Raw genomic sequence first — 21,795 nt, 5'->3', positions numbered from 1 at the left:
ACACAAACCCGATGTAGGAGCTGCAGAAGGCTGCGATCTTTTGCTTTTACCTAGAAGTAGTACGGGAATTTCAGGCTGAAGGAAAAGTCCGGTGCATCGTCGGTCAAACCGATCGACAAGTTCGGAACAATCGTCAGGTTGTCGGTGGCCGCAATGGTCATGCCGACGTTGAAATAACCGGCGTTGGCGTCACTGGAGACCACCGATTGCCAATCGCCGCCATCTTGTTTGAGCTTGCTTTTACGCTGCACCAGGTCAGACATCGAGAACGACATACTCATCTTCTCGTTCAGCGCAAACGCAATACCGGCGCCAATCTGGAAGCTGTCGCCGATCCTTACCTTGCCCGGGTTTTTCTGGTTGACCGTCGAGCTGATGTCGTCAAACGACTCCTCCAGGTTGTGGGTGTAGGACAAGCTGCCGAACAGCACCGCCGGGTCGAACGTCTTGACCAGCGAGATGCCCGGCGTGACCGACCAGACGCCGTTGCCGGTGGGCAGGGTGTCAGGCACGAACAGGTTGGAGTTCGCGTCGGTCTGGCGCAACTTGATCCCGAACGGATCCTTGCCGGTTGGCGCCTTGACGCGCAAGGTCACGACCGCATCCGGCGTGTTGGCCGACTCGTCGAGGAACTTGTAAGCAATGCCGAAGTTGACGTCGCCAATGGTTGGATCGCGTGTTACGTCCTGCTCGGTCGTGACGTTGGACGCACCGCCGTTGCCGCCGCCGGATTGATAAGTCGAATCGCGGTAGACCACCGGCACGTTCAGGTCGAACTGCCAGCGATTGTCGAAGTTGTAGCGGCCCGTGAGGTCGAGGGTCCAGGTGTCGGCCTTGATCCGGTCAAGGTTGATGTTGCCGAGAAAAATCGAGTCCAGTGCCAGGAAGCCGTTGAGGATCAGCTGACGGGTGTCATAGCGCGAGTAGGTGATACCGGTTTCGAAGCTGAATTTGCCACCGCCGAAGAAACCACTGGCTTCGTCGTACAGGTTGGACACACTTTGTGCCGGTTGCGAATCATCTGCCAGCGATTGCCCGTAAGAAGCCCCACTACCTCCGGCTGCGCCCCCCGACGCTGCTGCGGCCCCGGTGCCGGTGGCCACTTTTGGATTGCCTTTGAGATCTGACGGCGACTTGGCCAACCGTTTCGGTTGCGGTGCCGCCGGTTGATCTTCGACCTGGCGAACCCGTTGTTCGAGTACCGCCAGGGCCTTTTGTTGTACTTCGTATCGTTGCTTCAGCTCCAGAAGTTCTTGTTTCAGGACTTCTACGTCGGCGTCCGGTGCCGCTTGCAGCATGGCTGCAGGTAGAAGAGTGCTCAAACAAACAGCGGCACGCAGTGATACTGATCGATACATGAATAAGCCGTCCCTTTAAGCCCAATGATCGAGACTCAGCGTAGTTCAATATCCAATATTGCGTAGTGCCCTGAGTTGCGTCAGGTTGCAATCCAGTGCGCCGGCACTCATGCCGTTATTGTTCAGGACGACGTTGAGTTGAGTCATGTTATTGACCACGTTGGCACTGCCGAGCAGACGGGTGTTCTGCAGCAAGCCACCCTGGGCGACCTGTTGCAGGGCCGTTCCTTGATTGCCTGAGGCCTGAATGGCCATTTGTACGCCGCCTCCGCTTGCCGAGACGGCGACGCTGCCCGCCGCATTGCTGCCGCCGATTGTCTGCCCGGCCATCAGGGCCTGCCCTTGGGTGGGCACCAGTGCTGGCGCCTGACTGGCTTCTTTAACGTTGATGGCGACGTTGTTGTAGGCGGTATTGCTGTCACCCGCGGCACGTACGCTCTGTGTTATGCCCTGGCTGCTGTCGAGACCGGCGCCACCGGTGATCGTGCCGGTACCCGTAGGAAGGGTGCTGCCGTTGCCGTGCTCCTTGATCGTTTGCACATAGAATTCGGGTTTAACCGTTGCTGCCTGAAGTTGCATCGAGGTGGCTGCCCCGATCAGATCACCACTGGCGTTGCGCCAGGTGCTGCTCATGACAATGCCGAAGCTGATAATCCGCCCCGGCATCACATAACGACCACGTAGTTCGGACAACTCCTTGTCTTGTATCTCGATAGGTTTGAATCCTGCATTGGCATAGCCTGACGCGCTCGCTGCCAGGCAGGCGGCGGCCAGCCAGTATGAGGTTTTCATCTGCTGCTCCCGGGACATCCAGCCCCATTCTTTATAATCGGCGATTAAAAGAAGTCGCTCTGTATGAACCCGAAGTCCATCAATTCAGCATCTCTGACAGGGTTGAAGTTATCCAGCTTGTTCTTCGCCGTCAGCGGTGTCGGCGGGCTGCGCAATGCATTGGTTTTGTCATAACCGGGGCCGACGATGGCGAAGACTATGCCGTTCCAACCTTTGACAAAGTCATCGTGTTTGTAGCGTTTGTGGCCTAAAACCGGGTCTCCGATGTAAACCCAATCCTTGTCCGAACGCTGCAGCACCACGAAATGCTTGTAGCCGCGAATTTCCATCAGTACCACCACCGGGATCGTTACAGCGTCGAGTTTTTCCGGTGGAATCTTGTAACCCCTGGCGCGCATGCCGATGCTTTCTATGTAGCGCTTCATGTCCAGCATGGAAAACCCTTGAGTACGAACAAGGTCCTGATCAGCGTTGACCAGCATGCCTTTGATGATGTGCTCCTCATCGACGTCGAGCCAATAGGCCTGGCGTAACACCGTAGCCAGTGCAGCAGCGCCGCAGCTGAAATCGGTTTTCTGTTCGACAATGTCGGCAAACTTGCGCTCACGAATGCTTTGCACGTTTTTGTAGACGAGTACGCCGCCTGGGAGGGCAGCGACTGGCATCTGGGCAGCCTGGGTCAGGCCGGACAGACAAAGCAGGGCGAGGAGGGCAGTCTTACGCATGATCGATACGCCTTTGCGGACTGAGGAAAAGCCCCGTTTCCGGGGCTTTCGTTTCGATCGCGACTACAGGCAGGCTTTGCAACCTGCAGCGATGGACAGCGAGTTGCTTTGTTGGTTACCAACACCGGCGGCGTTGTTGTAACCAGCGTTGCCGGAGAAGTTGTTACCAACGTTGGAGATGTTTGCGTTGTTGGTCACAGGGTTTTTCCAGCCGTCAGGGGTCAGCACTTGTTGCGTGGTTACACCGGCGAGACCGAAGATGCCGACAGCTTCAAAGGTCGCTTTCTGATCTTTGCTGCCGCCGCTGCCGCCATGACCACGGTCGTTGTCGCCATAACCGCCACCACCATGGCCTTTGTCGCCTTCGATGGTCGCTTTGCCAGCTGCTGCGAATGCGCCAGCAGCGGTGAAGGTACCTCTCAGAGTATCGGTTTTGTAGGTTTGAGTGCCGTTGTTGGACACAGTCAACCCAGTGGAGCTTTGGTTGGCAGCGGCAGCGGCGTTAGCTACACGACCACCGGATACGGCAATGGCCAGGTTGTTTTTCTGTTGGTTGAAGTTGCCGGCACTGTTGTTCACACCGATGTTGCCGGAACCGCCGTTACCCACGTTGTTGAGGTTGGCGTTGTTGGTTGTCGAGTAGTTGGCAACCGCGTTGTTGTTGTTGACTTGAGTGGCGCTGGAGACGGACACGGCAGTGCCGAAGATGAAGCTTTCGTCGGCAGTTGCCAGTGCAGCGGCGTTGTCCTGTTGGTTGCCATCGCCGGCGGTGTTGTTCATGCCGACGTTGCCGTTGGTGCCATTGGCCGAGTCGCGAACGGAGGCATCATTTTTGGTGCCTTGGTTGCCCACCAGGTTGCCATCGCTGTTCTGCGTGTCGAGTACGGCAGCACCAGCGCCGGCGCCGATTTGCAGAAGTTGTTCCAGGGTAGGGCCTTTTGGTTCATGGTTGCCATGACCATTGCCGTGCCCGTTACCATGATCGTCATCACGACCGCCTGCCTGTGCTGCGATTGCCATCACTGCTGCAAGTGCGAAAACCAGTGGTTTGAGAGCCATTGTAGGTTTCATGGTGTTTCTCCATCGTGCTTATTAGTTGGTTAAGTGTTGGTACTTTCTAATTGCACTGCTTTTGTTGTTTGGGTCAGTCAGCGACCCGGATGCTCAGGGTGTTAGCCATACGGTTCCCCACCCCGGCACTCTGGTTCACCTGAATTACCCCGCGGCTGCCGGTGAAGGCCTGATCACTTGTCGTGACCTGGCGACTGCCGGGTGAGGTACCAGTTGCTCCTGAGCTCGGTAAAAGCGCCACGTTCTGTTGGGAAAGGGCACTGTCGTCAACGCTCTGCGGGGCAGCACTGATGCTGATGCGCGTGACGTTGGCCATCTGGTTGTTGGCGCCGGCACCCTGGTTCACACCGAGGATCCCGTTGCCATTACTGAAAGCGTTGCCGCCAATGGTTGCGCTGGCATTCGTCGAAGGATTGGCGGGTGTATCGATCGTTTGGCGAACATTGGTGGTGGCGCTGGCTGAGGTGCCAATGGCGATCGCCTTGGTGTTGGTCTGTTGCATCTGGTCGCCAGCGGCCTGGTTGACGTTGTAGTTGCCGCGGTACTGAATGCCGGTGTCCTGAATGTTCGCGTTGTTCACTGAGCTGGGGTCGGCCGCCATGGCACTGGCGCAGCCGAAGAGGGCAAGCAGGAGCAGGCAACGATTCATCTTATTGGCCTCCAGCCATGCGGGTCAGCGGCGCAAGGCCTGCGCCCATGGCGCGGTTGACGGTATTGGAGATGGATCCGCCGGCGCCGCCGCCGTGGCCGCTGCTCATGCCGGGCAGGCCGTTGGTATTGGTCAGGGTGTTCATGCCGGGCAGATTCGCCGTCGGCGTGCTGATGTTGCCGCGGATCGAAGAGCCACTGGCCACGCTGGCAAACTCGCCGTCATTGAGCTCAGTGCTGCTCATCGCCTGATTGATGCGGCCTGAAGGGTTGGCATTGACGGTGGTTGGGTAGGGGTCTTTACCGCCGCTACGACCAATAGGAATCGGCTGAACATCGCGATTGAGGACAATCACGCCGTTACCCTCTGCCTGCACGTTGAAGCTGATCAATGTGCTGGCTGCTGATCCGATCAGCAGAAGGCAGGTCAAACCTTTTTGGATGTTCCCCACGGCTGCAATTCCTTCTTCAGTGGGCTGGCCCTAGTCAGCGTTGTGAAGGAGAGAGCGAAAGCTATGCCGCTTTTGGAATGTTGTTGAATTTCAATGGTTTGTGTTTTCAGCGTGCACACTTGAAACACAAGCTGTTTCAAGGCTGAAACACGCTGGGTTGCGCTGAGCTGTCTATCGGCTGAGCAAAGCTCTGGAACAAGGGTTTGCGGCGGTGTGTTTCAACCGCGTAACAACTCGCATGACAAAGCCATGAACTGCGCTGAAACGGGCCCTTTGCAACTCACGGAGTGTTTCAGGAACGGACACTTTGCCCCCAAACCAGGGGAAATCGCTGGGTAATCTGACCCGCTGACCGGGTCATTCAGCCAGCAATTGCTCGACGGCGGCAAAAGCCCGGGTCTGGCGTTCGGCCCAATGGCCCTGAATGACCTGGAAACGCTGGTGGTGGTGTTCAAGCCATTCTTGCGTAGCCTGGTAAAACGCCATTCGCTCGTCCAGATCCGGTTGGCAGCGCTGACCGTCATCGGTCCAGTCGATCTGCTCAGGCGAGAGTAAAAGATGCAGGTCGTAATGCCGCGCCAGCAACTCTGATTCCAGCCAGTCCGGGCAATCGCCAAACAGCGTCTGGCTCCACAGTATGTTGCTCAGCAAATGGGTGTCGAGAATCAGCAGCGCCGGTTGTTGTGCCCGCGCTGCATCTTCCCATTGCAACTGACCCCGAGCGATATCAGGGATGTCGGCCAGACAGGTGTCACGGGGATTGAGTTCGATAAAGCGGCGCACGTACTCATCCACGCGCAAGCCGCCAAAGCGTTGTTGCAGGCCCGCCGCCAGCCAGCTCTTGCCGGTGGATTCGGGCCCGGTCAGGACCACGACCTTCATGTGCGCAACGCCGGGTCAGCGCGCCATTCGCGAAAGCCCTGGATCGCCAGCAGGGTAAACAGACCGTACAGCGCAGCGGTCAGGTACAACCCTTTATAGATGAACAAGCCGACAAAGATCACATCGAGCACGAACCACAGTGCCCAGCACTGCAGGCGCTTCTGCGCCATCCACAGTTGCGCAACCAGGCTGAAACCGGTGAGCGCAGCATCGAGCCACGGTTGCGCGGCGTCGGTCCAGTGGGCCATGGCCGCACCGAGCAGCAGGCTGCCGACGGCACCTGCACCGAGGCCGATCAGGATAGAGCGTTGATCGAGTCGGGTGACCTCACGACCGTCATGCATCGTCCCGGCGCGGGTCCATTGCCACCAGCCATAGACTTGCAACGCGGCGTAGATCACTTGCAGCAACATGTCCGAGTACAGCTTTACTTCAAAGAAGATCCAGCTATAGAGCAGCACCATGACCAGGCCGATTGGCCAGCACCACGGATTCTGTTTGACCGTCAGCCATACGGCAATCACACCAAGGGCGGCGGCAAACAGTTCAAGCCCGGACATGTAGGTTCCTTGGGGGAAATTGAGGAGGGGCGGATTGTACTGCATTGGGCTAGGTGCTGATGATCGCTGTAGATCAAAAGCCCCTCACCCTAACCCTCCCGAAACGTCGGACCGCCCGTAGGGAGAGGGGACTGACCAAGTTGGATGTTCGAGATACGCCGACCTGATCTTTCTGCGTTGAATCCATAATCGACTCGATTTTTCAGGTCGACGTATAGCTTGAGACACCTCGGTCAGCCCCCTCTCCTCGGGGAGAGGGCTGGGGTGAGGGGCGGGCTCACCAAAGTTACACGGGTCAGACGCGGAACTGGCGCAGGAGGCCGTTGAGTTGCTCGCTCAATTGACCAAGGCGCAGACTGGCCGCACTCGACTGTTCGGCCGCGATCGCCGTGCTGTGCGAGAGGCCGGCCGCTTGGGTGACGTTCTGATTGATGTCCTCGACCACATGCGCCTGCTGCAAGGTGGCGCTGGCAATCGACGCATTCAGACCATTGAGATTACGCAACGCTTGGCCAATAGCATTCAGACTGGCGCCGGCCAATCCCGCTTGCTCGATGGTCAATTGCGACGCTTTGCTGCTGTCGCCGATCACCTTCACGGCGGCTTCGGAATGGTTCTGCAGGCGCTCGATCATCGACTGGATTTCCGCGGTCGACTTCTGCGTACGCTGCGCGAGCAAGCGTACTTCATCCGCCACCACGGCAAACCCGCGACCTTGCTCACCGGCCCGCGCCGCTTCGATCGCGGCGTTGAGCGCAAGCAGGTTGGTCTGCTCGGCAATCGAACGGATCACCTCCAGCACGCTACCGATCTGCGTACTTTCTGCTGCCAGGGTACGAATCACCTCAACCGCTTGATCAATAGTCCCGGACAGCTTGTCGATCTGCTGCAGGCTGCCGTCGATATTGATCTGGCCCTGTTGCGCCTGCGCTTCCGCATCGCGCATTTCCGCGGCGGCGTGCTCGGCGTTCTTCGCCACGTCTTGCACGCCATAGGTCACCTCGTTGATCGCGGTCGCCACCAGTTCCATCTGCTGCGATTGCTGCTGGCTGCGTTGCTGCGCCTGCGAAGCATCGTTGCCCAGTTCGCTGGACGATTGGCCCAGTGCACTGGCCGACACCTGCAAATCACCGATCACCCGCCGCAGTTTGGCGGTAAAGGCGTTGAAGTGATGCGCCAGCTCAGTGACTTCATCCTTGCCATGGGTATCGAGGCTGCGGGTCAGGTCGCTTTCACCGCTGGCAATGTTGGCCATGGCGTTCACGGTTTCCTGCAACGGACGCACGATGCTGCGCGCGATCAGGATCACCAGCAACGCCATGATCACGGCAATCGCCAGGCCGATGACCGTAGCCTTGATCACCTGCCCCTGGAATTCAGCCTGGACGTCGTCGACGTAAACCCCGGAACCGAGCACCCAGCCCCAAGGCTCGAACAATTTGACGTAGGAGGTCTTGGCCACCGGCTCACTGGCACCCGGTTTCGGCCAACGGTAGTCGACCATGCCGGCGCCTTTGGCCTTGGCGATGGCAACCATTTCGTTGAACACTGCAAAGCCGTCCGGATCGCGGATCGCCGAGAGGTTCTGGCCTTCGAGTTTTGGGTTGGTCGGGTGCATGACCATCACGGGCGTGAGGTCGTTGATCCAGAAATAATCGCTCTGGTCGTAGCGCAGGCCGCGAATCGCCGTCAGCGCCTGCTTCTGTGCCGCGTCTTTGCTCAAGGTGCCGGCGGTTTCGAGATCGTGGTAATAGGTCAGCAGGCCGCTGGCCGTCTGTACCACGTGCTGGGTTTTCTGGGCCTTGGCGTGATAGAGATCGTCGTGGATCTGCTTGAGCATCAACATGCCCAAGGTCAGCAACATGACCACCGCCACAATCAAGATGAGCCACAAGCGTCGGCTGATCGACACACTGCGCAAGCTGTTCATAACGCTGTCACTCCGGATTCTTTTTCTTGTAATAAACGACCGCCAGCATCCAACCACGATTTCGTGAGCGGGCATACGCGACCCAAGTCGTATAACGCGGCAGCGCTATTAAGGCTTGTCTGTTAGGATTTCGGCCCCGCGCGTGAAAACCTGAATCCAAATTGATATTTCACGGAATTTTGACCGTTTCGTGTGGATCCTGTGCGTGCGGAATCGGTACAGCCATAACCAGCTACGCTGATCGCAGTGAACGCTAGAAAAATACTATCGGAGCATGCCAGCGCGCATCGCTCTTTGGGGGATTGATGGATCTTTGGACGGCCTTGCAGGCACTGATACTAGGAGTTGTAGAAGGGCTGACGGAGTTTTTGCCCATTTCCAGTACCGGACACCAGATCATTGTTGCCGACTTGCTGAATTTCGGCGGCGAAAGGGCCATGGCGTTCAATATCATCATCCAGCTCGGCGCGATTCTCGCGGTGGTCTGGGAGTTTCGGCGCAAGATTCTCGACGTGGTCATCGGTTTGCCGACCCAGCCGAGCGCCCGGCGTTTTACCGCCAATCTGCTGATCGCTTTCTTGCCCGCCGTTGTGCTGGGGGTGATCTTTGCCGACCTGATCCACGAATACTTGTTCAACCCGATCACCGTCGCGACCGCGTTGGTGGTGGGCGGCATCATCATGTTATGGGCGGAAAAGCGTCAGCATGAAGTGCACGCCGAAACGGTCGATGAGATCACCTGGAAAGATGCCCTGAAAGTCGGTTTCGCCCAATGTCTGGCGATGATTCCCGGCACCTCGCGTTCCGGCTCGACGATCATTGGCGGCTTGTTGTTCGGCCTGTCGCGCAAGACTGCCACCGAGTTTTCGTTCTTCCTCGCGATGCCGACCATGGTCGGAGCGGCGGTCTATTCGGGTTACAAGTACCGCCACCTGTTTGTGCCGGCGGACTTCCCGGTGTTCGCCATCGGTTTTGTCACGGCGTTCATCTTCGCCATGATCGCCGTGCGCGGCTTGCTCAAGTTCATCGCCAGCCATAGCTATGCGGCGTTTGCCTGGTATCGGATCGTGTTTGGCCTGGTCATTCTGGCGACGTGGCAGTTTGGCTGGATCGACTGGGCGGCGGCCAAGCCATGAGTGATTCCCGCGCACGCCGCCCTGAAGGACGACCTTCGCGCGGCAACAACATCCAGAACCTGAAGCTGAAACTGCTGGTTCTGTTGATCGTCTGTGCGCTGCCGTTGTTCGGCTCAGTGTCGATGTGGCTGCGCGGGATTTCGCTGGTGCCGTTAGCCGCTTACGGGATCGTCAGCGTGCTGGCGTTCTTCATGTACTGGGCTGACAAGCGCAAGGCGCAGACGGATGCCTGGCGCACGCCGGAAAACATCCTGCATGCGGTGGAACTGGCCGGCGGCTGGCCTGGCGCGTTGATCGCCCAACAAGTGTTCCGGCACAAGACGCGCAAGGTCTCGTTTCAGATTCTGTTCTGGGTGATTGTCGTATTGCACCAAGTGTTCTGGATCGACCAGCTGTTTCTCGGCTCGAACCTGTTGACCCTGTTCTAAAGAACTGCAAAAACCAATGTGGGAGCGAGCCTGCTCGCGAAGAGGCCGTATCAGACAACATCATCGTTGAATGAAAGTCCGCTTTCGCGAGCAGGCTCGCTCCCACAGGGAGATCGGGGTTACAGCAATAATCCGATTTGGGTCTTTTTCGGCAACTTGCCCACCACCAGTTGATGCGAGCGCTGCAGCAAACCCTGCAACTCCTCGGCACCCAACGGGTAGGGCGGATGCATGATGATCCACTGTGCCCGCGCCAGATACGGCGCCGGATGAATCCCCGGGCGGTCGCAATGACCGAGAAACAGATCCTTGTCGACCTTGAACGCCAGTGAATCCCCACGCAGCCCCTGCAAGGCAAACATCTTGTTGCCGGCAATCGAAAACACCCGCACGCCGCCCCACTTGTAATCTTCCCGAGCCCCGGGCAATGCCAGGCAGAACGCGGCGACGTCGGCTTCGTTCATCTTTCCTTTGCTCATAACAACCGCTCCCCACAGGCATTGAACGACTCGACCAGATGATCGATCCACGCGCGCACCGCCGGCATCACGCCGCGTCGATGCGGATACACCGCTTGCAGCCAGCCGCCGGGCAACGACCACTCTGGCAGCAATTGCACCAGGGTGCCGTTTCTCAGTTCTTCTTCGCAGTACATCATCGGTAGCAACGTAAAACCCTGGCCGGCCAGCACGCAGGCTTTGCGCACAATGAAGTCGTCGATGCCCAGGCGTGCTTCCATGTTCAGCTCAAAACTGTTGCCCTGCTGATCGAACAGGCGCACATGAACCAGACGATCCGCCTCCAGCGCGCCGAGCACCGGCAGCGTTTTCAAGTCTTGTGGATGGTGAATCGTTTGACCCTGGATAAACGCCGGGCTGGCCACCACGACCATTTGCGCCTGGCGCAGACGCCGGGTGACCAGCAACGGATCCTCATCTCCATGTTCACGCACGCGCAACGCCACATCAAAGCCTTCGCCGACCAGATCGACGCGGCGATTGAGCAGAACGACTTCAAGTTGCACCTGCGGGAATTTACCGAGAAATTCGCTGATCACCCACGGCAGCATCTCATGCGCCAAACCGGTCGGGCATGACACCCGCAAACGTCCACGCGGCTCACTGGACATGCTGGCGACCGCTTCATCGGCCATTTCCGCTTCCAGCAACATCGCCTGACAGTGACGCAGATAACGTTCGCCAACCGCCGTGAGGTTGAGTTGTCGGGTGGTGCGCTGCAGCAAACGCGCGCCAAGGCGTTCTTCCAGTTCGGCAATGCGCCGCGACAGGCGTGACTTGGGAATGCCCAGCAATCGCCCGGCCGCGGCAAAACCGCCGGCCTCGACGACTTTGGCGAAATAGTAGAGATCGTTGAGGTCTTGCATTGGGAAATCCAACTGTTCTATCAGTGGGACAAACTATCGCATTTAAGGCGGCTAATAATCCATTGGTTTCTTGCGTAGGATTGTCTCCATTCCGTCGCCACCGGCGATTCCTTCCAGGAGATTCCACATGAAACTGCTGCATATCGATTCGAGCATTCTGGGCGACAACTCGGCTTCCCGTCAGTTGAGCGGCGAAGTCGTCAAAGCCTGGCAAGCCGCCGAGCCAAGCGCCGTGGTGACCTACCGCGACCTGGCCGCCGACGCCATCAGCCACTTCTCGTCGACCACCCTGGTCGCCGCCGGCACCACCGCTGAGCTGCGTAACGCTGCTCAACAGCACGAAGCCGAACTGAGCGCTTCGACCCTGGCCGAATTCATCGCTGCCGACGCCGTCGTCATCGCCGCACCGATGTACAACTTCACCGTACCGACCCAGCTTAAGGCGTGGATCGACCGCGTTGCAGTCGCCGGTCAAACCTTCCGTTACACCGAAGCCGGCCCTGAAGGCCTGTGCGGTGGCAAGAAAGTGGTGATCGTTTCCACCTCCGGCGGCATTCATGCCGGTCAGGCCAGTGGCATCGCTCACGAAGAGTACCTGAAGCTGGTGTTGGGCTTCCTTGGCATCACCGACATCGAAATCGTTCGTGCCGAAGGCCTCGCTTATGGCGAAGAAGTGCGCAACAACGCTATGACCGCTGCACAAGCGAAGATCAGCGAGCAACTGTTCGCCGCCGCGTAAGGCTTGCGTAAAGAACAGCTGATGTTCAGGTAACACCCAAAAAACTCTGTATTCTGGTTCCGCAAGGGGCGAATACGGAGTTTTTTGTTTCTGGCTGTTACATAATCTGGCCCGGGTTATGCAATCACACAATCAGCGTCTGAGTGCATTGTCGTACCGAAACGCCGAATCCCCGGCGTTTCTGGCCCGCAACGCCACGGATCTTTCGATTGAGTAACAACAGGGTGGGGCATCCCATGATGCGTCTTTGTGCAGCGTTACTGATTTGCCTGCTTGGCAGCCTGAATTCAGTGCAGGCTGCGCCTGGGCGACACCCGGTGTGGAGCGTCGGTTATCACGAGATGACGTTCCTCGATCCGCTGGATTTGCAGCCGATGCGCGCCATTGCCTTCTATCCTTCCAGCGACCGTGAACACATGAGCCTGCTCGAAGGCTATTCAGTCGAGGCCGGCGAAGACACCAAAGTCGCCATCGGCCGCTTTCCGATGCTGATGCTTTCCCACGGCAACACCGGCACGCCGCTGGCGCTGCACGACCTCGCGACCTCGCTGGCGCGCAAAGGCTTTGTGGTGGTGGCGGTGATTCATCCCGGCGACAACTCCAAAGACCACAGCCGGCTCGGCACCCTGAGCAATCTCTACGGGCGGCCCATCCAGATTTCCGAAGCGATTACCGCGACCCTTGGCGACCGCATGCTTGCGCCGTACGTCAACGCCGATCAGGTCGGGGTGATCGGTTATTCGGCGGGCGGCGAGACCGCGTTGATCCTGTCCGGGGCGCAACCGGATCTGGATCGTCTGCGGCGTTATTGCCAGGAACGTCCGGATGATCGTGATGCCTGCAATACGCAGGGCGAATTGATCGTCGATCGTGATGACCTGCAACCGGTGGCCGATCCGCGTGTCCATGCGCTTCTGTTAATGGCACCGCTGAGCCTCAAGTTCGGTCGTCACACCCTGGCTGACGTGCATGTGCCGGTGCTGCTCTACAGCGGTGATGGCGACAAACTGGTGGCCTTCGACAAGAACGCTGCCGCGCTGGCGCGCAAACTGCCAACGGCGCCGGATTTCAAACTACTGGCCGGGGCAGGGCACTTCGTCTTTATGGCACCGTGCAACGAAGAGCAGATTCGCGCGATGCCGGCGTTGTGTACCGATGCTGATGGCGTGGATCGCGAGGATATCCATCGCAACCTGATCTCCGAGGCCGGGCGGTTCTTCTCGCATACTCTGGGCAAGCCGACCCGGGCCGGCATGCAGACCGCGGATCAATAGTCAGGTGCAGAACCCTTGTGGGAGCGAGCCTGCTCGCGAAAGCGTAGTGTCAGTCAATATATGTGCTGACTGATTCACCGCTTTCGCGAGCAGGCTCGCTCCCACAGGGTTTGGTTCAAGGTTCAGGAAATCGCCCGGCGCTGGAGCAGCAGGGTCAGACCCAACCCAATCACCGACAACAGCGCCGCACAGAAGAATATCCACGAATACCCCAGATTCAACGCCACCGCGCCCATTAACGGCCCGGCAATCGCCAGCGCCAGATCGAAAAAAACCGCATAAGCGCCCAACCCGGAACCACGACTGGAACTGGGCACCTGTTTGATCGCCTCGACACCCAACGCCGGATACACCAGCGACAGGCCAAACCCCGCCAGCCCCGCGCCGATCAAGGCGAACGCGGTCGACGGCGCCAGCCACAACAGCACCAGCCCCAAGGTTTCGATGGTCATGCACGCGATGGCGGACCTGAACCCGCCAAACCGACTGATCGCCGAGATAAACATCAGCCGCGACAGGATGAAGCACACACCAAACACCGTCAGGCAGTACGCCGCGCCGGTCCAGCCACGGTTGAGGTAATACAGGGTGATGAAAGTGGTCAGCGTGCCGTAGCCGATCGAGGCTAGGGTCAGGCTGGCGCCATACGGGGCGATCCGCCCGAACACCGCCCAGAACGGCAACCGTTCGCCACGGATCACCGGCACCGAAGGCTTATTGCGGATCAGCACCAGTGCACCGGCTGCCAGCACGGCCAGTGCGATGCCGAGGCTGGTGAAGCCGTAATCGGCGACCATCACCACGCCCAACGGCGCACCAATCGCAATCGCGCCATAGGAAGCGATGCCGTTCCAGCCGATGGATTTCGCGGTGTGCTCGACACCGACCTGGCCCATGCACCAACTGATGGTGCCGACGCCGATCAGCCCTTGCGCGATGCCGAGCAGCAAACGGCCGATAATCAGAATGATCAGGCTGGCGAGCGGAAAGTCCTGTAGCAGCGTAGAGAGCAGCGTCAGCAAACCGCTGAGGACAATTCCCCACAAGCCATAAATGATCGCCCGCTTGGTCCCGACCGTATCCGACATGCGCCCGGCCATCGGCCGGCTGAGCAGGGTGGCCAGATATTGCGAGCCAATCACCAGCCCGGCAATGACCGCGCTGAAACCCAGTTGCTCATGCACGTAACCGGGCAATACCGCGATCGGCAGACCGATGCAGAGGAACGCAATAAAGGTATAGAACACGATGGAGACGATCTGCAGGGTGATCGCCATGGAGCTTTGCGGTGGCAGTTGCTGCGCAGACATGAGGACTCGTTCGCGGGCGGCGGTGGGAGAGTTCGCATCATGGCTTGGGTGTCAGATAAAAGAAAGCAGGCTAACTACTTTCCCTGGGGATTGATGGTGCGGCTGATGGCCCCTTCGCGAGCAGGCTCGCTCCCACCTTTGGAATGCATTCCCCTGTGGGAGCGAGCCTGCTCGCGAAGGTAGCCGCACCCGCAAATCCCTCACCTTGGAATGCAAAAAGCCCCGTCACATGGACAGGGCTTTAGCTTGAAGCTAGCAGCTCAACACTTGAAGCTGCTTTTAGAACACAACACCCTGACTACGCAGGTAGTCATCGTAAGTGCCGCTGAAGTCCGTCACGCCATCCGGGCTCAGCTCGATGATGCGCGTGGCCAGGGACGATACGAACTCACGGTCGTGGCTGACGAAGATCAGCGTGCCCGGGTAGTTTTCCAGCGCCAGGTTCAGCGCCTCGATCGATTCCATGTCCAAGTGGTTGGTTGGTTCGTCCATGATCAGCACGTTCGGCTTTTGCAGGATCAGCTTGCCGAACAGCATGCGACCTTGCTCACCACCGGAAATCACTTTGACCGACTTGAGGATCTCGTCGTTGGAGAACAGCATGCGGCCCAAAGTACCGCGAATCATCTGCTCGCCCTGAGTCCACTGACCCATCCAGTCGAACAGGGTAACGTCGTCTTCGAAGTCGTGCGCGTGGTCCTGGGCGTAGTAGCCCAGTTCGGCGGCGTCGGTCCACTTGATGCTGCCGGCGTCCGGGGTCAGTTCGTTGACCAGGGTGCGCAGCAGGGTGGTTTTGCCGATACCGTTCGGGCCGATGATCGCCACGCGCTCGCCGGCTTCAACCTGGAAGCTGAAATCTTTGAACAGGGGTTTGCCGTCGAAGCCTTTGGCCATTTTCTCGACGATGACCGCCTGGCGGTGCAGCTTCTTGTTCTGATCGAAGCGGATGAACGGGCTCACGCGGCTCGAAGGCTTGACCTCGGCCAGCTGGATCTTGTCGATCGCCTTGGCACGGGAGGTAGCCTGCTTGGCTTTCGAGGCGTTGGCCGAGAAGCGGCTGACGAACGATTGCAGCTCGGAAATCTGCGCTTTCTTCTTGGCGTTGTCCGACAACAGTTGCTCGCGGGACTGGGTCGCCACGGTCATGTACTCGTCGTAGTTGCCCGGGAACAGACGCAGCTCGCCGTAATCCAGGTCAGCCATGTGCGTGCACACGCTGTTCAGGAAGTGACGGTCGTGGGAGATGATGATCATCAGGCTGTTACGCTGGGTCAGAACGTTTTCCAGCCAGCGGATGGTGTTGATGTCCAGGTGGTTGGTCGGTTCGTCGAGCAACAGCACTTCCGGATCGGAGAACAGCGCCTGCGCCAGCAACACGCGCAGTTTCCAGCCTGGCGAGACTTCGCTCATCGGGCCGAAGTGTTGCTCGATGCCAATACCCAGGCCCAGCAACAGTTCACCGGCGCGGGATTCGGCGGTGTAGCCGTCCATCTCGGCGAATTCGGTTTCCAGCTCGGCCACGGCCATGCCGTCTTCTTCGCTCATTTCCGGCAGCGAGTAGATACGATCGCGCTCAGCCTTGACCTTCCACAGCTCTTCGTGACCCATGATCACGGTGTCGATCACGGTGAATTCTTCGTAGGCGAACTGGTCCTGGCGCAATTTACCCAGACGCACGTTCGGCTCGAGCATGACCTGACCGCCGGACGGATCGAGGTCGCCGCCGAGGATTTTCATGAAGGTCGACTTGCCGCAACCGTTGGCGCCGATCAGACCGTAGCGATTGCCCGCGCCGAATTTGACCGAAACGTTTTCGAAGAGCGGCTTGGCGCCGAACTGCATCGTGATGTTAGCTGTAGAAATCAAGAGTTATTCCTGCGAAGCATTCTTAAAAAGCGAGGGTGCGGCTGCAGCGCTTGGCCCGAGTCAAAGTGCGCTGAAGCGGGAGAGTCCCGTCATCAACCAAGGGGGGCGCGTAAAGTTTGGCGGCGATTGTACTGGTCTGGCTCTTTAAACGATAGGGCGATCACGCCACGATCGCCGATTGGCATGATCACGGGACAGTTTTTCACAGTTGAAGATTCACTATCGGTTACAAACTGTGGCTAAAATGCCACCTTTCACCGAGCGTCCGGTTTCTGGCGCGGGCTCAAGGACGTGCCATGTGTATTCAGACCACTGCATAAGACGCTAGGCCTCAGGCCGCCGGGTGCGCAGTTTGTTCACTTTCTGACGTGTGACGATTTCCGTGAAACTCATCATTGCTGCTATTTATGTCATTTCCATTGCATACGTTCATTTGCGTGGGCGTGTGCGCCACAAGCTCGGTCGACAACTGAGTGACCATTCGACGTTTCTTGCGCCGATCAACTGCTTCCTTTATCTGTTTTCGAAGAAGCCGAACAAGCCGTACCTGGACCCGAGCGAGTTTCCTGACTTGAGCCCGTTGCAGGCGCACTGGGAAGAAATCCGCGAAGAAGGGCAGAATTTGCTGCGTGCCGGCGAGATCAAACGCTCTAACCAGTACGACGATGTCGGTTTCAACTCGTTCTTCAAAAGCGGCTGGAAGCGTTTCTATCTGAAGTGGTACGGCGAGAGCCATCCGTCGGCGATGAAGCTGTGCCCACGCACCACCGAACTGGTGCAGAGCATCGGTTCGATCAAGGCCGCGATGTTTGCCGAGCTGCCACCGGGTTCGAAACTGGTGCGTCACCGTGACCCGTATGCAGGCTCGTATCGCTATCACCTGGGTCTGGACACGCCAAACGACGCTGGCTGCTATATCAACGTCGACGGCGAGAGCTACCACTGGCGTGACGGCGAAGCGGTGATGTTCGACGAGACGTTTATTCATTACGCCGAAAACACCACCGACAAGAACCGCATCATCCTGTTCTGCGACATTGAACGACCGATGAAGTACCGCTGGGCGGCGGCGTTCAACAGCTGGTTCAGCCGTACCGTTATGTCGGCGGCAGGCGCGCCGAACGATGCTGGCGACCGCACGGGCGGGATCAACCGTTTGTTTACCCGGATCTACAAGATTCGCCTGCGTGGTAAAGAGCTGAAGAAACGCAATCGCAAACGTTACTACATGGAAAAGTGGGCGATCTTCGGTGGTTTGCTGGCGGTGTTCATTCTGATCTGAGTTTTTGCATTGCTTTGGCTGGCCCCTTCGCGAGCAGGCTCGCTCCCACAGTGAAATTGGGTGAATGCGAATTTCGCACTCGACTCAGAACCCTGTGGGAGCGAGCCTGCTCGCGAAGACTCTCTCAAATACAACCTGTCAGTTGGCTGACAATCCTTCTATTGTCATTCTCCCGAGGCCTTCTTTGTCCTCTTGGCTGGCGCTGTCTTGGTCGCGGCCTTCGCCTTCGGCTTGGCCGGCGCTTTGCCACCCAGACTGCGTTTGAGCAGCTCGGTCAAGTCGATCACATCAGCGGTTTTACGCTCTTCCTCGCCACCCACCGTTTCAACATCCTCGATCTTGCCTTCATGGGCCTTTTTCTCGACCAGCGCCATGATCTTGTCTTCGAACTCATCCTTGTAATCCTCGGGCTTCCAGTCGGCGCTCATGTCCTGCACCAACCGCTTGGCCATGTCCAGTTCACCCTTGGCCAGCTGTGGCTTGGTCACTTCAGGACCCAATTCCAACTCACCGAGGCCACGCACCTCTTGCGGCCAGCGCAGTTTCACCAGCACCAATGCATCTTCCAGCGGCATCAGCGCCGCCAGGTACTGGCGCGTATGCAGGACCACGCGGGCGAGGGCGACTTTATTGGTTTTGCTCAGTGTCTCGCGCAGCAATGCGTAGACCTTGCCACCGCGCTTGTCGGGTGCCAGGTAGTAGGGCGTGTCGATGTTTTGCAGGGGAATCTGTTCGGCGTCGACGAAGGAAAAGATGTCGATGGTCTGCGTTGAAACAGGGTGCGCCGAGCGAATTTCCTCTTCGCTGAGCACCACATAACGGCCCTTTTCATAGGCCACGCCTTTGACAATGTGCTCCTTGGTGACTTCCTTGCCGGTGACCTTGTTCACCCGTTTATAGCCCACCGGGTCCATGCTGCGGCTGTCGAGCCAATCGAAATCCACGCCCTGCGACGAGGTCGCCGAGACCAGTGCGACAGGGATGTGCACCAGTCCGAAACTGATTGCGCCTTTCCAGATTGCCCGAGCCATGGTGAGTTCTCCGAGTGATGATCGGATGACCTGCTGCCCTGGCGGAAAGTTTCCCCGAAATGCGCGGGTTGGCGATGACTTGGTCAAGCCGTGTTACATGTTGTTTAAGGCTTGCGGGTTAACAAATCCGAACCCTGAGCGTAGCGTGGACTCGAACGCTCTATCCCCGGCCCATCGAGAGGCAGCGTCATGAACCGAATTTTGCTTGGCATCGTCGTCCTGGCCCTCAGTGGCGGGCTTGTTCATGCCGATGTCCTGCTGGCGCAAAGCCCGACCGGCAACAGCAATAACCCTTACAACAGCCCGATCCGCCGGGCCAACCCCAACAGCATGCAGGGCACCCAGCCGAGCGCTCCGCCCATTCGGGGGCCGAACACTGTGCCGACGCCACGTCAGCCTACGGTCGAGAACCGTGGTATCGGCAATGGCCAGCCGATCCGCTCGGTGCCGAGCACGCCACCCACGTTCATTCCCAATCCACCTTCGCGCAGCGGAGACAGCAACCGTTGAGCGGCAGAACTGAAGTCCTGCCGGCCCCACAAACGAACAAAAGGAATCGTGCATGTTGCGTAAAACCCTTCTAGCCACACTGTGTGCTGGTGCTCTGATCAGTGCACCGGCCTTTGCCGCCGCGCCCAAAGAGCTGCAAAGCGAACAGGGCACCCTCGAAGTCACGACCATCACCGCAGGCCTTGAACATCCGTGGGCGCTGGCGTTTTTGCCGGATCGCCAAGGCATGCTGGTCACTGAGCGTCCCGGCAATCTGCGCGTGGTGGCGGCCGACGGCAAGCTATCGGCGCCGATCACCGGTGTGCCGCAGGTCTGGGCCAAGGGGCAGGGCGGGTTGCTGGATGTGGCGCTGTCGCCGGATTTCAAACAGGATCGTCTGGTGTATCTGTCCTATGCCGAAGGTGGCGGTGCCGGCGACAAGGCCGGCACCGCTGTGGGGCGCGGACGGCTTTCAGATGACTTGAAGACGCTGAAGGATTTCAAAGTAATCTTCCGCCAGGAGCCGAAGCTTTCGGTCGGCAATCACTTCGGCTCACGGCTGGTGTTTGATCGCGACGGTTATTTGTTCATTACTTTGGGCGAGAACAATGACCGGCCGACCGCGCAGGATCTCGACAAGCTGCAAGGCAAGGTCGTGCGCATCTACCCGGACGGCAAGGTGCCGGATGACAACCCCTTTGTCGGCCAGTCCGGCGTTCGCCCGGAAATCTGGGCTTACGGCGTGCGCAACCCACAGGGCGCGGCGCTCAACCCATGGACTGGCACGCTGTGGGAGAACGAGCACGGCCCGCGCGGCGGCGATGAGGTGAACATTATCGAACGCGGCAAGAACTACGGCTGGCCACTGGCGACCCACGGCATCAATTACTCAATGCAGCCAATACCGGAAGCCCAGGGCAAAACGGCCGAAGGCACGGTCGCGCCGCACCATGTATGGGAGAAGTCGCCGGGCGTCACTGGCATGGCGTTTTACGATGCCGATCGCTTTAAACCGTGGCAACACAATGCGTTTATTGGCGCGTTGGTGACTCAGGAATTGATCCGCTTGCAGTTCGATGGCGACAAGGTGGTGCACGAGGAGCGCTTGCTGGGCGAGCTGAAGCAGCGGATTCGCGATGTACGGCAAGGGCCGGATGGTTATCTGTATGTGTTGACGGATGAAGAGAATGGCTCGCTGTACAAGATCGGCCTGAAGCCCGCGCTCTAAAGACGATCCTCCTGTAGGAGCTGTCGAGTGCAACGAGGCTGCGATCTTTTGATCTTGTTTTTCAAAATCAAAAGATCGCAGCCTTCGGCAGCTCCTACAGGTGAGTTCTCACGTTTCGCGGGGATACAGCACCACCGCCGCACGCAATTTACCCCGGCCAAACCGGCACATTTTCTCGAACTCCCCATGGCTGACCGGCACATGCTGGCAGTCCATGGGCTGCCGATGCTGGCTGTGATCGACATCCGGGTCATGCAGGTAAACGAAATCCTCGTCGCAGTCGGTCACGATTACCCAGTGCGGCGACTTGGAGCGGGTCAGCCGATAGCTGCTGATCAACACCAGCGGTTGCCCACCGGCATCCAGCAGTCGCGGCAGATCCAGCAACGCACCGATTACACACTCGACATCGGTATCCTGCAATTGCGCCGTGAACTCTTCATGGACCAGGCGCATGACGTCTTTTTTATGCGCGTCACGCACTCCATCGAGGAATAACGGCCCGCTCATGCTCAGCGCCATACGGACGCGAAACCCCCGACGCCACGCCGCCAACGCCAATCCCTGCGGACTGCAACCGCCATGGCCGGAGGTCATGAACACCGTGGTCGCTTCACGCCAGATCTGCAGTTCTTCGCGCCGCTCCAATAAACGTTCCGATTGCAGTGCGCCCATGGCCATCAACAGGCACGCCGGGCCACAGGTGAAATCGGTGGTTTGCGGGTAGTAAGGCACTTTGATGCTGCGCGAGTCGCGGTGCTGGAGAATACGTTTCTCTAGGCGCAGCGCATCGGCGTGGTCTTCGTAGTAATCGTGAATCAGCGCAAAACGCCGGTAGCCATTGCGTTCGTACAGCGCGATGGCCGCAGGGTTGTCGAGGCGCACCTCCAGGCGCAGGTACGCACAATCGTGCTCCAGCGCCAGCGTTTCGATGCATTGCAGCAGTTGCTTGCTCAGGCCCGTCCCCCGCGATTCAACGGCGATCGCGATGGAATACAGCCGCGCGAGCGAAGTGCCGCGATGAAACAACACCAACGCATAACCCAACAAATGACCGTCGCACTCCGCCACCAGCAACTGCCCGTGAGCACGGGTGATCATCCATTGAAAGCTGCGACTGGTAAGCCGGTCCGTGGTGAAACATTGCATTTCCAGTGCCAGCAGCGCCGGCAAGTCTTCAACTACCGCCAAACGAAAAACAGCCTTCATA

Annotated in this window: 22 protein-coding genes; 7 read left to right on the top strand and 15 right to left on the bottom strand. The window is 58.6% G+C overall.

The genetic code is table 11. The annotated features are described in order from the left end of the window. Positions 1–50: 50 nt before the first annotated feature. From RMV17_RS14695 to RMV17_RS14655, 9 genes are all read right to left on the bottom strand, one after another. On the bottom strand, positions 51–1,358 hold the full coding sequence (locus RMV17_RS14695) for a transporter (RefSeq protein WP_108224746.1): 1,308 nt from the start codon (positions 1,356–1,358) through the stop codon (positions 51–53). A gap of 45 nt (positions 1,359–1,403) precedes the next feature. Further along, positions 1,404–2,150 (bottom strand): hypothetical protein, encoded by a 747-nt coding sequence (locus RMV17_RS14690; protein WP_034153929.1) that lies wholly within the window; start codon positions 2,148–2,150, stop codon positions 1,404–1,406. A gap of 44 nt (positions 2,151–2,194) precedes the next feature. Beyond that, complete coding sequence (locus tag RMV17_RS14685) at positions 2,195–2,875, bottom strand: C39 family peptidase (protein WP_034153930.1); 681 nt, start codon at positions 2,873–2,875, stop codon at positions 2,195–2,197. Between the two features lie 63 nt (positions 2,876–2,938). Further along, positions 2,939–3,946, bottom strand: a complete 1,008-nt coding sequence (locus RMV17_RS14680; RefSeq protein ID WP_034153931.1) for a hypothetical protein — start codon at positions 3,944–3,946, stop codon at positions 2,939–2,941. A gap of 73 nt (positions 3,947–4,019) precedes the next feature. After that, positions 4,020–4,595, bottom strand: a complete 576-nt coding sequence (locus RMV17_RS14675) for an adhesin (RefSeq protein ID WP_311886993.1) — start codon at positions 4,593–4,595, stop codon at positions 4,020–4,022. A gap of 1 nt (position 4,596) precedes the next feature. Continuing rightward, positions 4,597–5,046 carry a hypothetical protein gene (locus RMV17_RS14670; protein ID WP_034153933.1) on the bottom strand — a complete coding sequence of 150 codons (450 nt, stop codon included), beginning with the start codon at positions 5,044–5,046 and terminating at the stop codon, positions 4,597–4,599. A gap of 357 nt (positions 5,047–5,403) precedes the next feature. Beyond that, complete coding sequence (locus RMV17_RS14665) at positions 5,404–5,928, bottom strand: AAA family ATPase (protein ID WP_311886992.1); 525 nt, start codon at positions 5,926–5,928, stop codon at positions 5,404–5,406. Continuing rightward, entirely contained in the window at positions 5,925–6,488 is a 564-nt protein-coding gene (gene pnuC, locus RMV17_RS14660; protein ID WP_034153935.1) for a nicotinamide riboside transporter PnuC, read from the bottom strand. The genes RMV17_RS14665 and pnuC overlap by 4 nt, the downstream gene beginning before the upstream one ends. 295 nt (positions 6,489–6,783) lie before the next feature. Next, positions 6,784–8,418: a methyl-accepting chemotaxis protein gene (locus RMV17_RS14655; RefSeq protein ID WP_034153936.1), complete on the bottom strand. Its 1,635-nt coding sequence runs from the start codon at positions 8,416–8,418 to the stop codon at positions 6,784–6,786. A gap of 305 nt (positions 8,419–8,723) precedes the next feature. Here RMV17_RS14655 and RMV17_RS14650 point away from each other — a divergent pair, with 305 nt between their 5' ends. Together RMV17_RS14650 and RMV17_RS14645 are read left to right on the top strand one after the other, a co-directional pair. Beyond that, positions 8,724–9,554: an undecaprenyl-diphosphate phosphatase gene (locus RMV17_RS14650; protein WP_034153937.1), complete on the top strand. Its 831-nt coding sequence runs from the start codon at positions 8,724–8,726 to the stop codon at positions 9,552–9,554. After that, a complete protein-coding gene (locus tag RMV17_RS14645) occupies positions 9,551–9,982 on the top strand; it encodes a DUF1294 domain-containing protein (protein WP_311886991.1) in 432 nt (143 codons plus the stop codon). Before RMV17_RS14650 ends, RMV17_RS14645 begins: the two co-directional genes overlap by 4 nt. A 119-nt stretch (positions 9,983–10,101) precedes the next feature. On the opposite strand, the gene RMV17_RS14640 is transcribed toward RMV17_RS14645, so the two are convergent. Continuing rightward, positions 10,102–10,461 carry an MmcQ/YjbR family DNA-binding protein gene (locus RMV17_RS14640; RefSeq protein ID WP_034153939.1) on the bottom strand — a complete coding sequence of 120 codons (360 nt, stop codon included), beginning with the start codon at positions 10,459–10,461 and terminating at the stop codon, positions 10,102–10,104. After that, positions 10,458–11,366 (bottom strand): LysR substrate-binding domain-containing protein, encoded by a 909-nt coding sequence (locus RMV17_RS14635; RefSeq protein ID WP_034153940.1) that lies wholly within the window; start codon positions 11,364–11,366, stop codon positions 10,458–10,460. Before RMV17_RS14635 ends, RMV17_RS14640 begins: the two co-directional genes overlap by 4 nt. A gap of 127 nt (positions 11,367–11,493) precedes the next feature. Here RMV17_RS14635 and RMV17_RS14630 point away from each other — a divergent pair, with 127 nt between their 5' ends. Further along, a complete protein-coding gene (locus RMV17_RS14630) occupies positions 11,494–12,105 on the top strand; it encodes an FMN-dependent NADH-azoreductase (RefSeq protein ID WP_034153941.1) in 612 nt (203 codons plus the stop codon). 236 nt (positions 12,106–12,341) lie between these two features. Continuing rightward, positions 12,342–13,379: an alpha/beta hydrolase family protein gene (locus RMV17_RS14625; RefSeq protein WP_108224741.1), complete on the top strand. Its 1,038-nt coding sequence runs from the start codon at positions 12,342–12,344 to the stop codon at positions 13,377–13,379. 122 nt (positions 13,380–13,501) lie between these two features. Here RMV17_RS14625 and RMV17_RS14620 read toward each other — a convergent pair whose 3' ends face one another. After that, positions 13,502–14,689 (bottom strand): MFS transporter, encoded by a 1,188-nt coding sequence (locus RMV17_RS14620; protein WP_034153943.1) that lies wholly within the window; start codon positions 14,687–14,689, stop codon positions 13,502–13,504. 279 nt (positions 14,690–14,968) lie between these two features. Then, positions 14,969–16,555: an ABC-F family ATPase gene (locus tag RMV17_RS14615; RefSeq protein WP_007914779.1), complete on the bottom strand. Its 1,587-nt coding sequence runs from the start codon at positions 16,553–16,555 to the stop codon at positions 14,969–14,971. Between the two features lie 382 nt (positions 16,556–16,937). On the opposite strand from RMV17_RS14615, the gene lpxO reads away from it, so the two are divergent. After that, positions 16,938–17,837, top strand: coding sequence for a lipid A hydroxylase LpxO (gene lpxO, locus RMV17_RS14610; RefSeq protein WP_034153945.1), 900 nt, complete (start codon positions 16,938–16,940; stop codon positions 17,835–17,837). Between the two features lie 164 nt (positions 17,838–18,001). Here the strand turns inward: lpxO and RMV17_RS14605 are convergent, their stop codons facing one another. Then, entirely contained in the window at positions 18,002–18,868 is an 867-nt protein-coding gene (locus tag RMV17_RS14605; RefSeq protein WP_311886990.1) for a Ku protein, read from the bottom strand. 189 nt (positions 18,869–19,057) lie between these two features. On the opposite strand from RMV17_RS14605, the gene RMV17_RS14600 reads away from it, so the two are divergent. Then, complete coding sequence (locus RMV17_RS14600) at positions 19,058–19,378, top strand: hypothetical protein (protein ID WP_311886989.1); 321 nt, start codon at positions 19,058–19,060, stop codon at positions 19,376–19,378. A 52-nt stretch (positions 19,379–19,430) separates the two neighbouring features. Further along, complete coding sequence (locus RMV17_RS14595; protein WP_311886988.1) at positions 19,431–20,585, top strand: PQQ-dependent sugar dehydrogenase; 1,155 nt, start codon at positions 19,431–19,433, stop codon at positions 20,583–20,585. Between the two features lie 108 nt (positions 20,586–20,693). Here the strand turns inward: RMV17_RS14595 and RMV17_RS14590 are convergent, their stop codons facing one another. Then, positions 20,694–21,794 carry a peptidase C39 family protein gene (locus RMV17_RS14590; protein ID WP_311886987.1) on the bottom strand — a complete coding sequence of 367 codons (1,101 nt, stop codon included), beginning with the start codon at positions 21,792–21,794 and terminating at the stop codon, positions 20,694–20,696. Between the last annotated feature and the right edge of the window lies 1 nt (position 21,795).

It is taken from the genome of Pseudomonas sp. VD-NE ins (assembly GCF_031882575.1).
Taxonomy (GTDB): Bacteria; Pseudomonadota; Gammaproteobacteria; order Pseudomonadales; family Pseudomonadaceae; genus Aquipseudomonas; species Aquipseudomonas fluorescens_BZ.
This window is presented reverse-complemented; position numbering and strand designations above follow the sequence as displayed.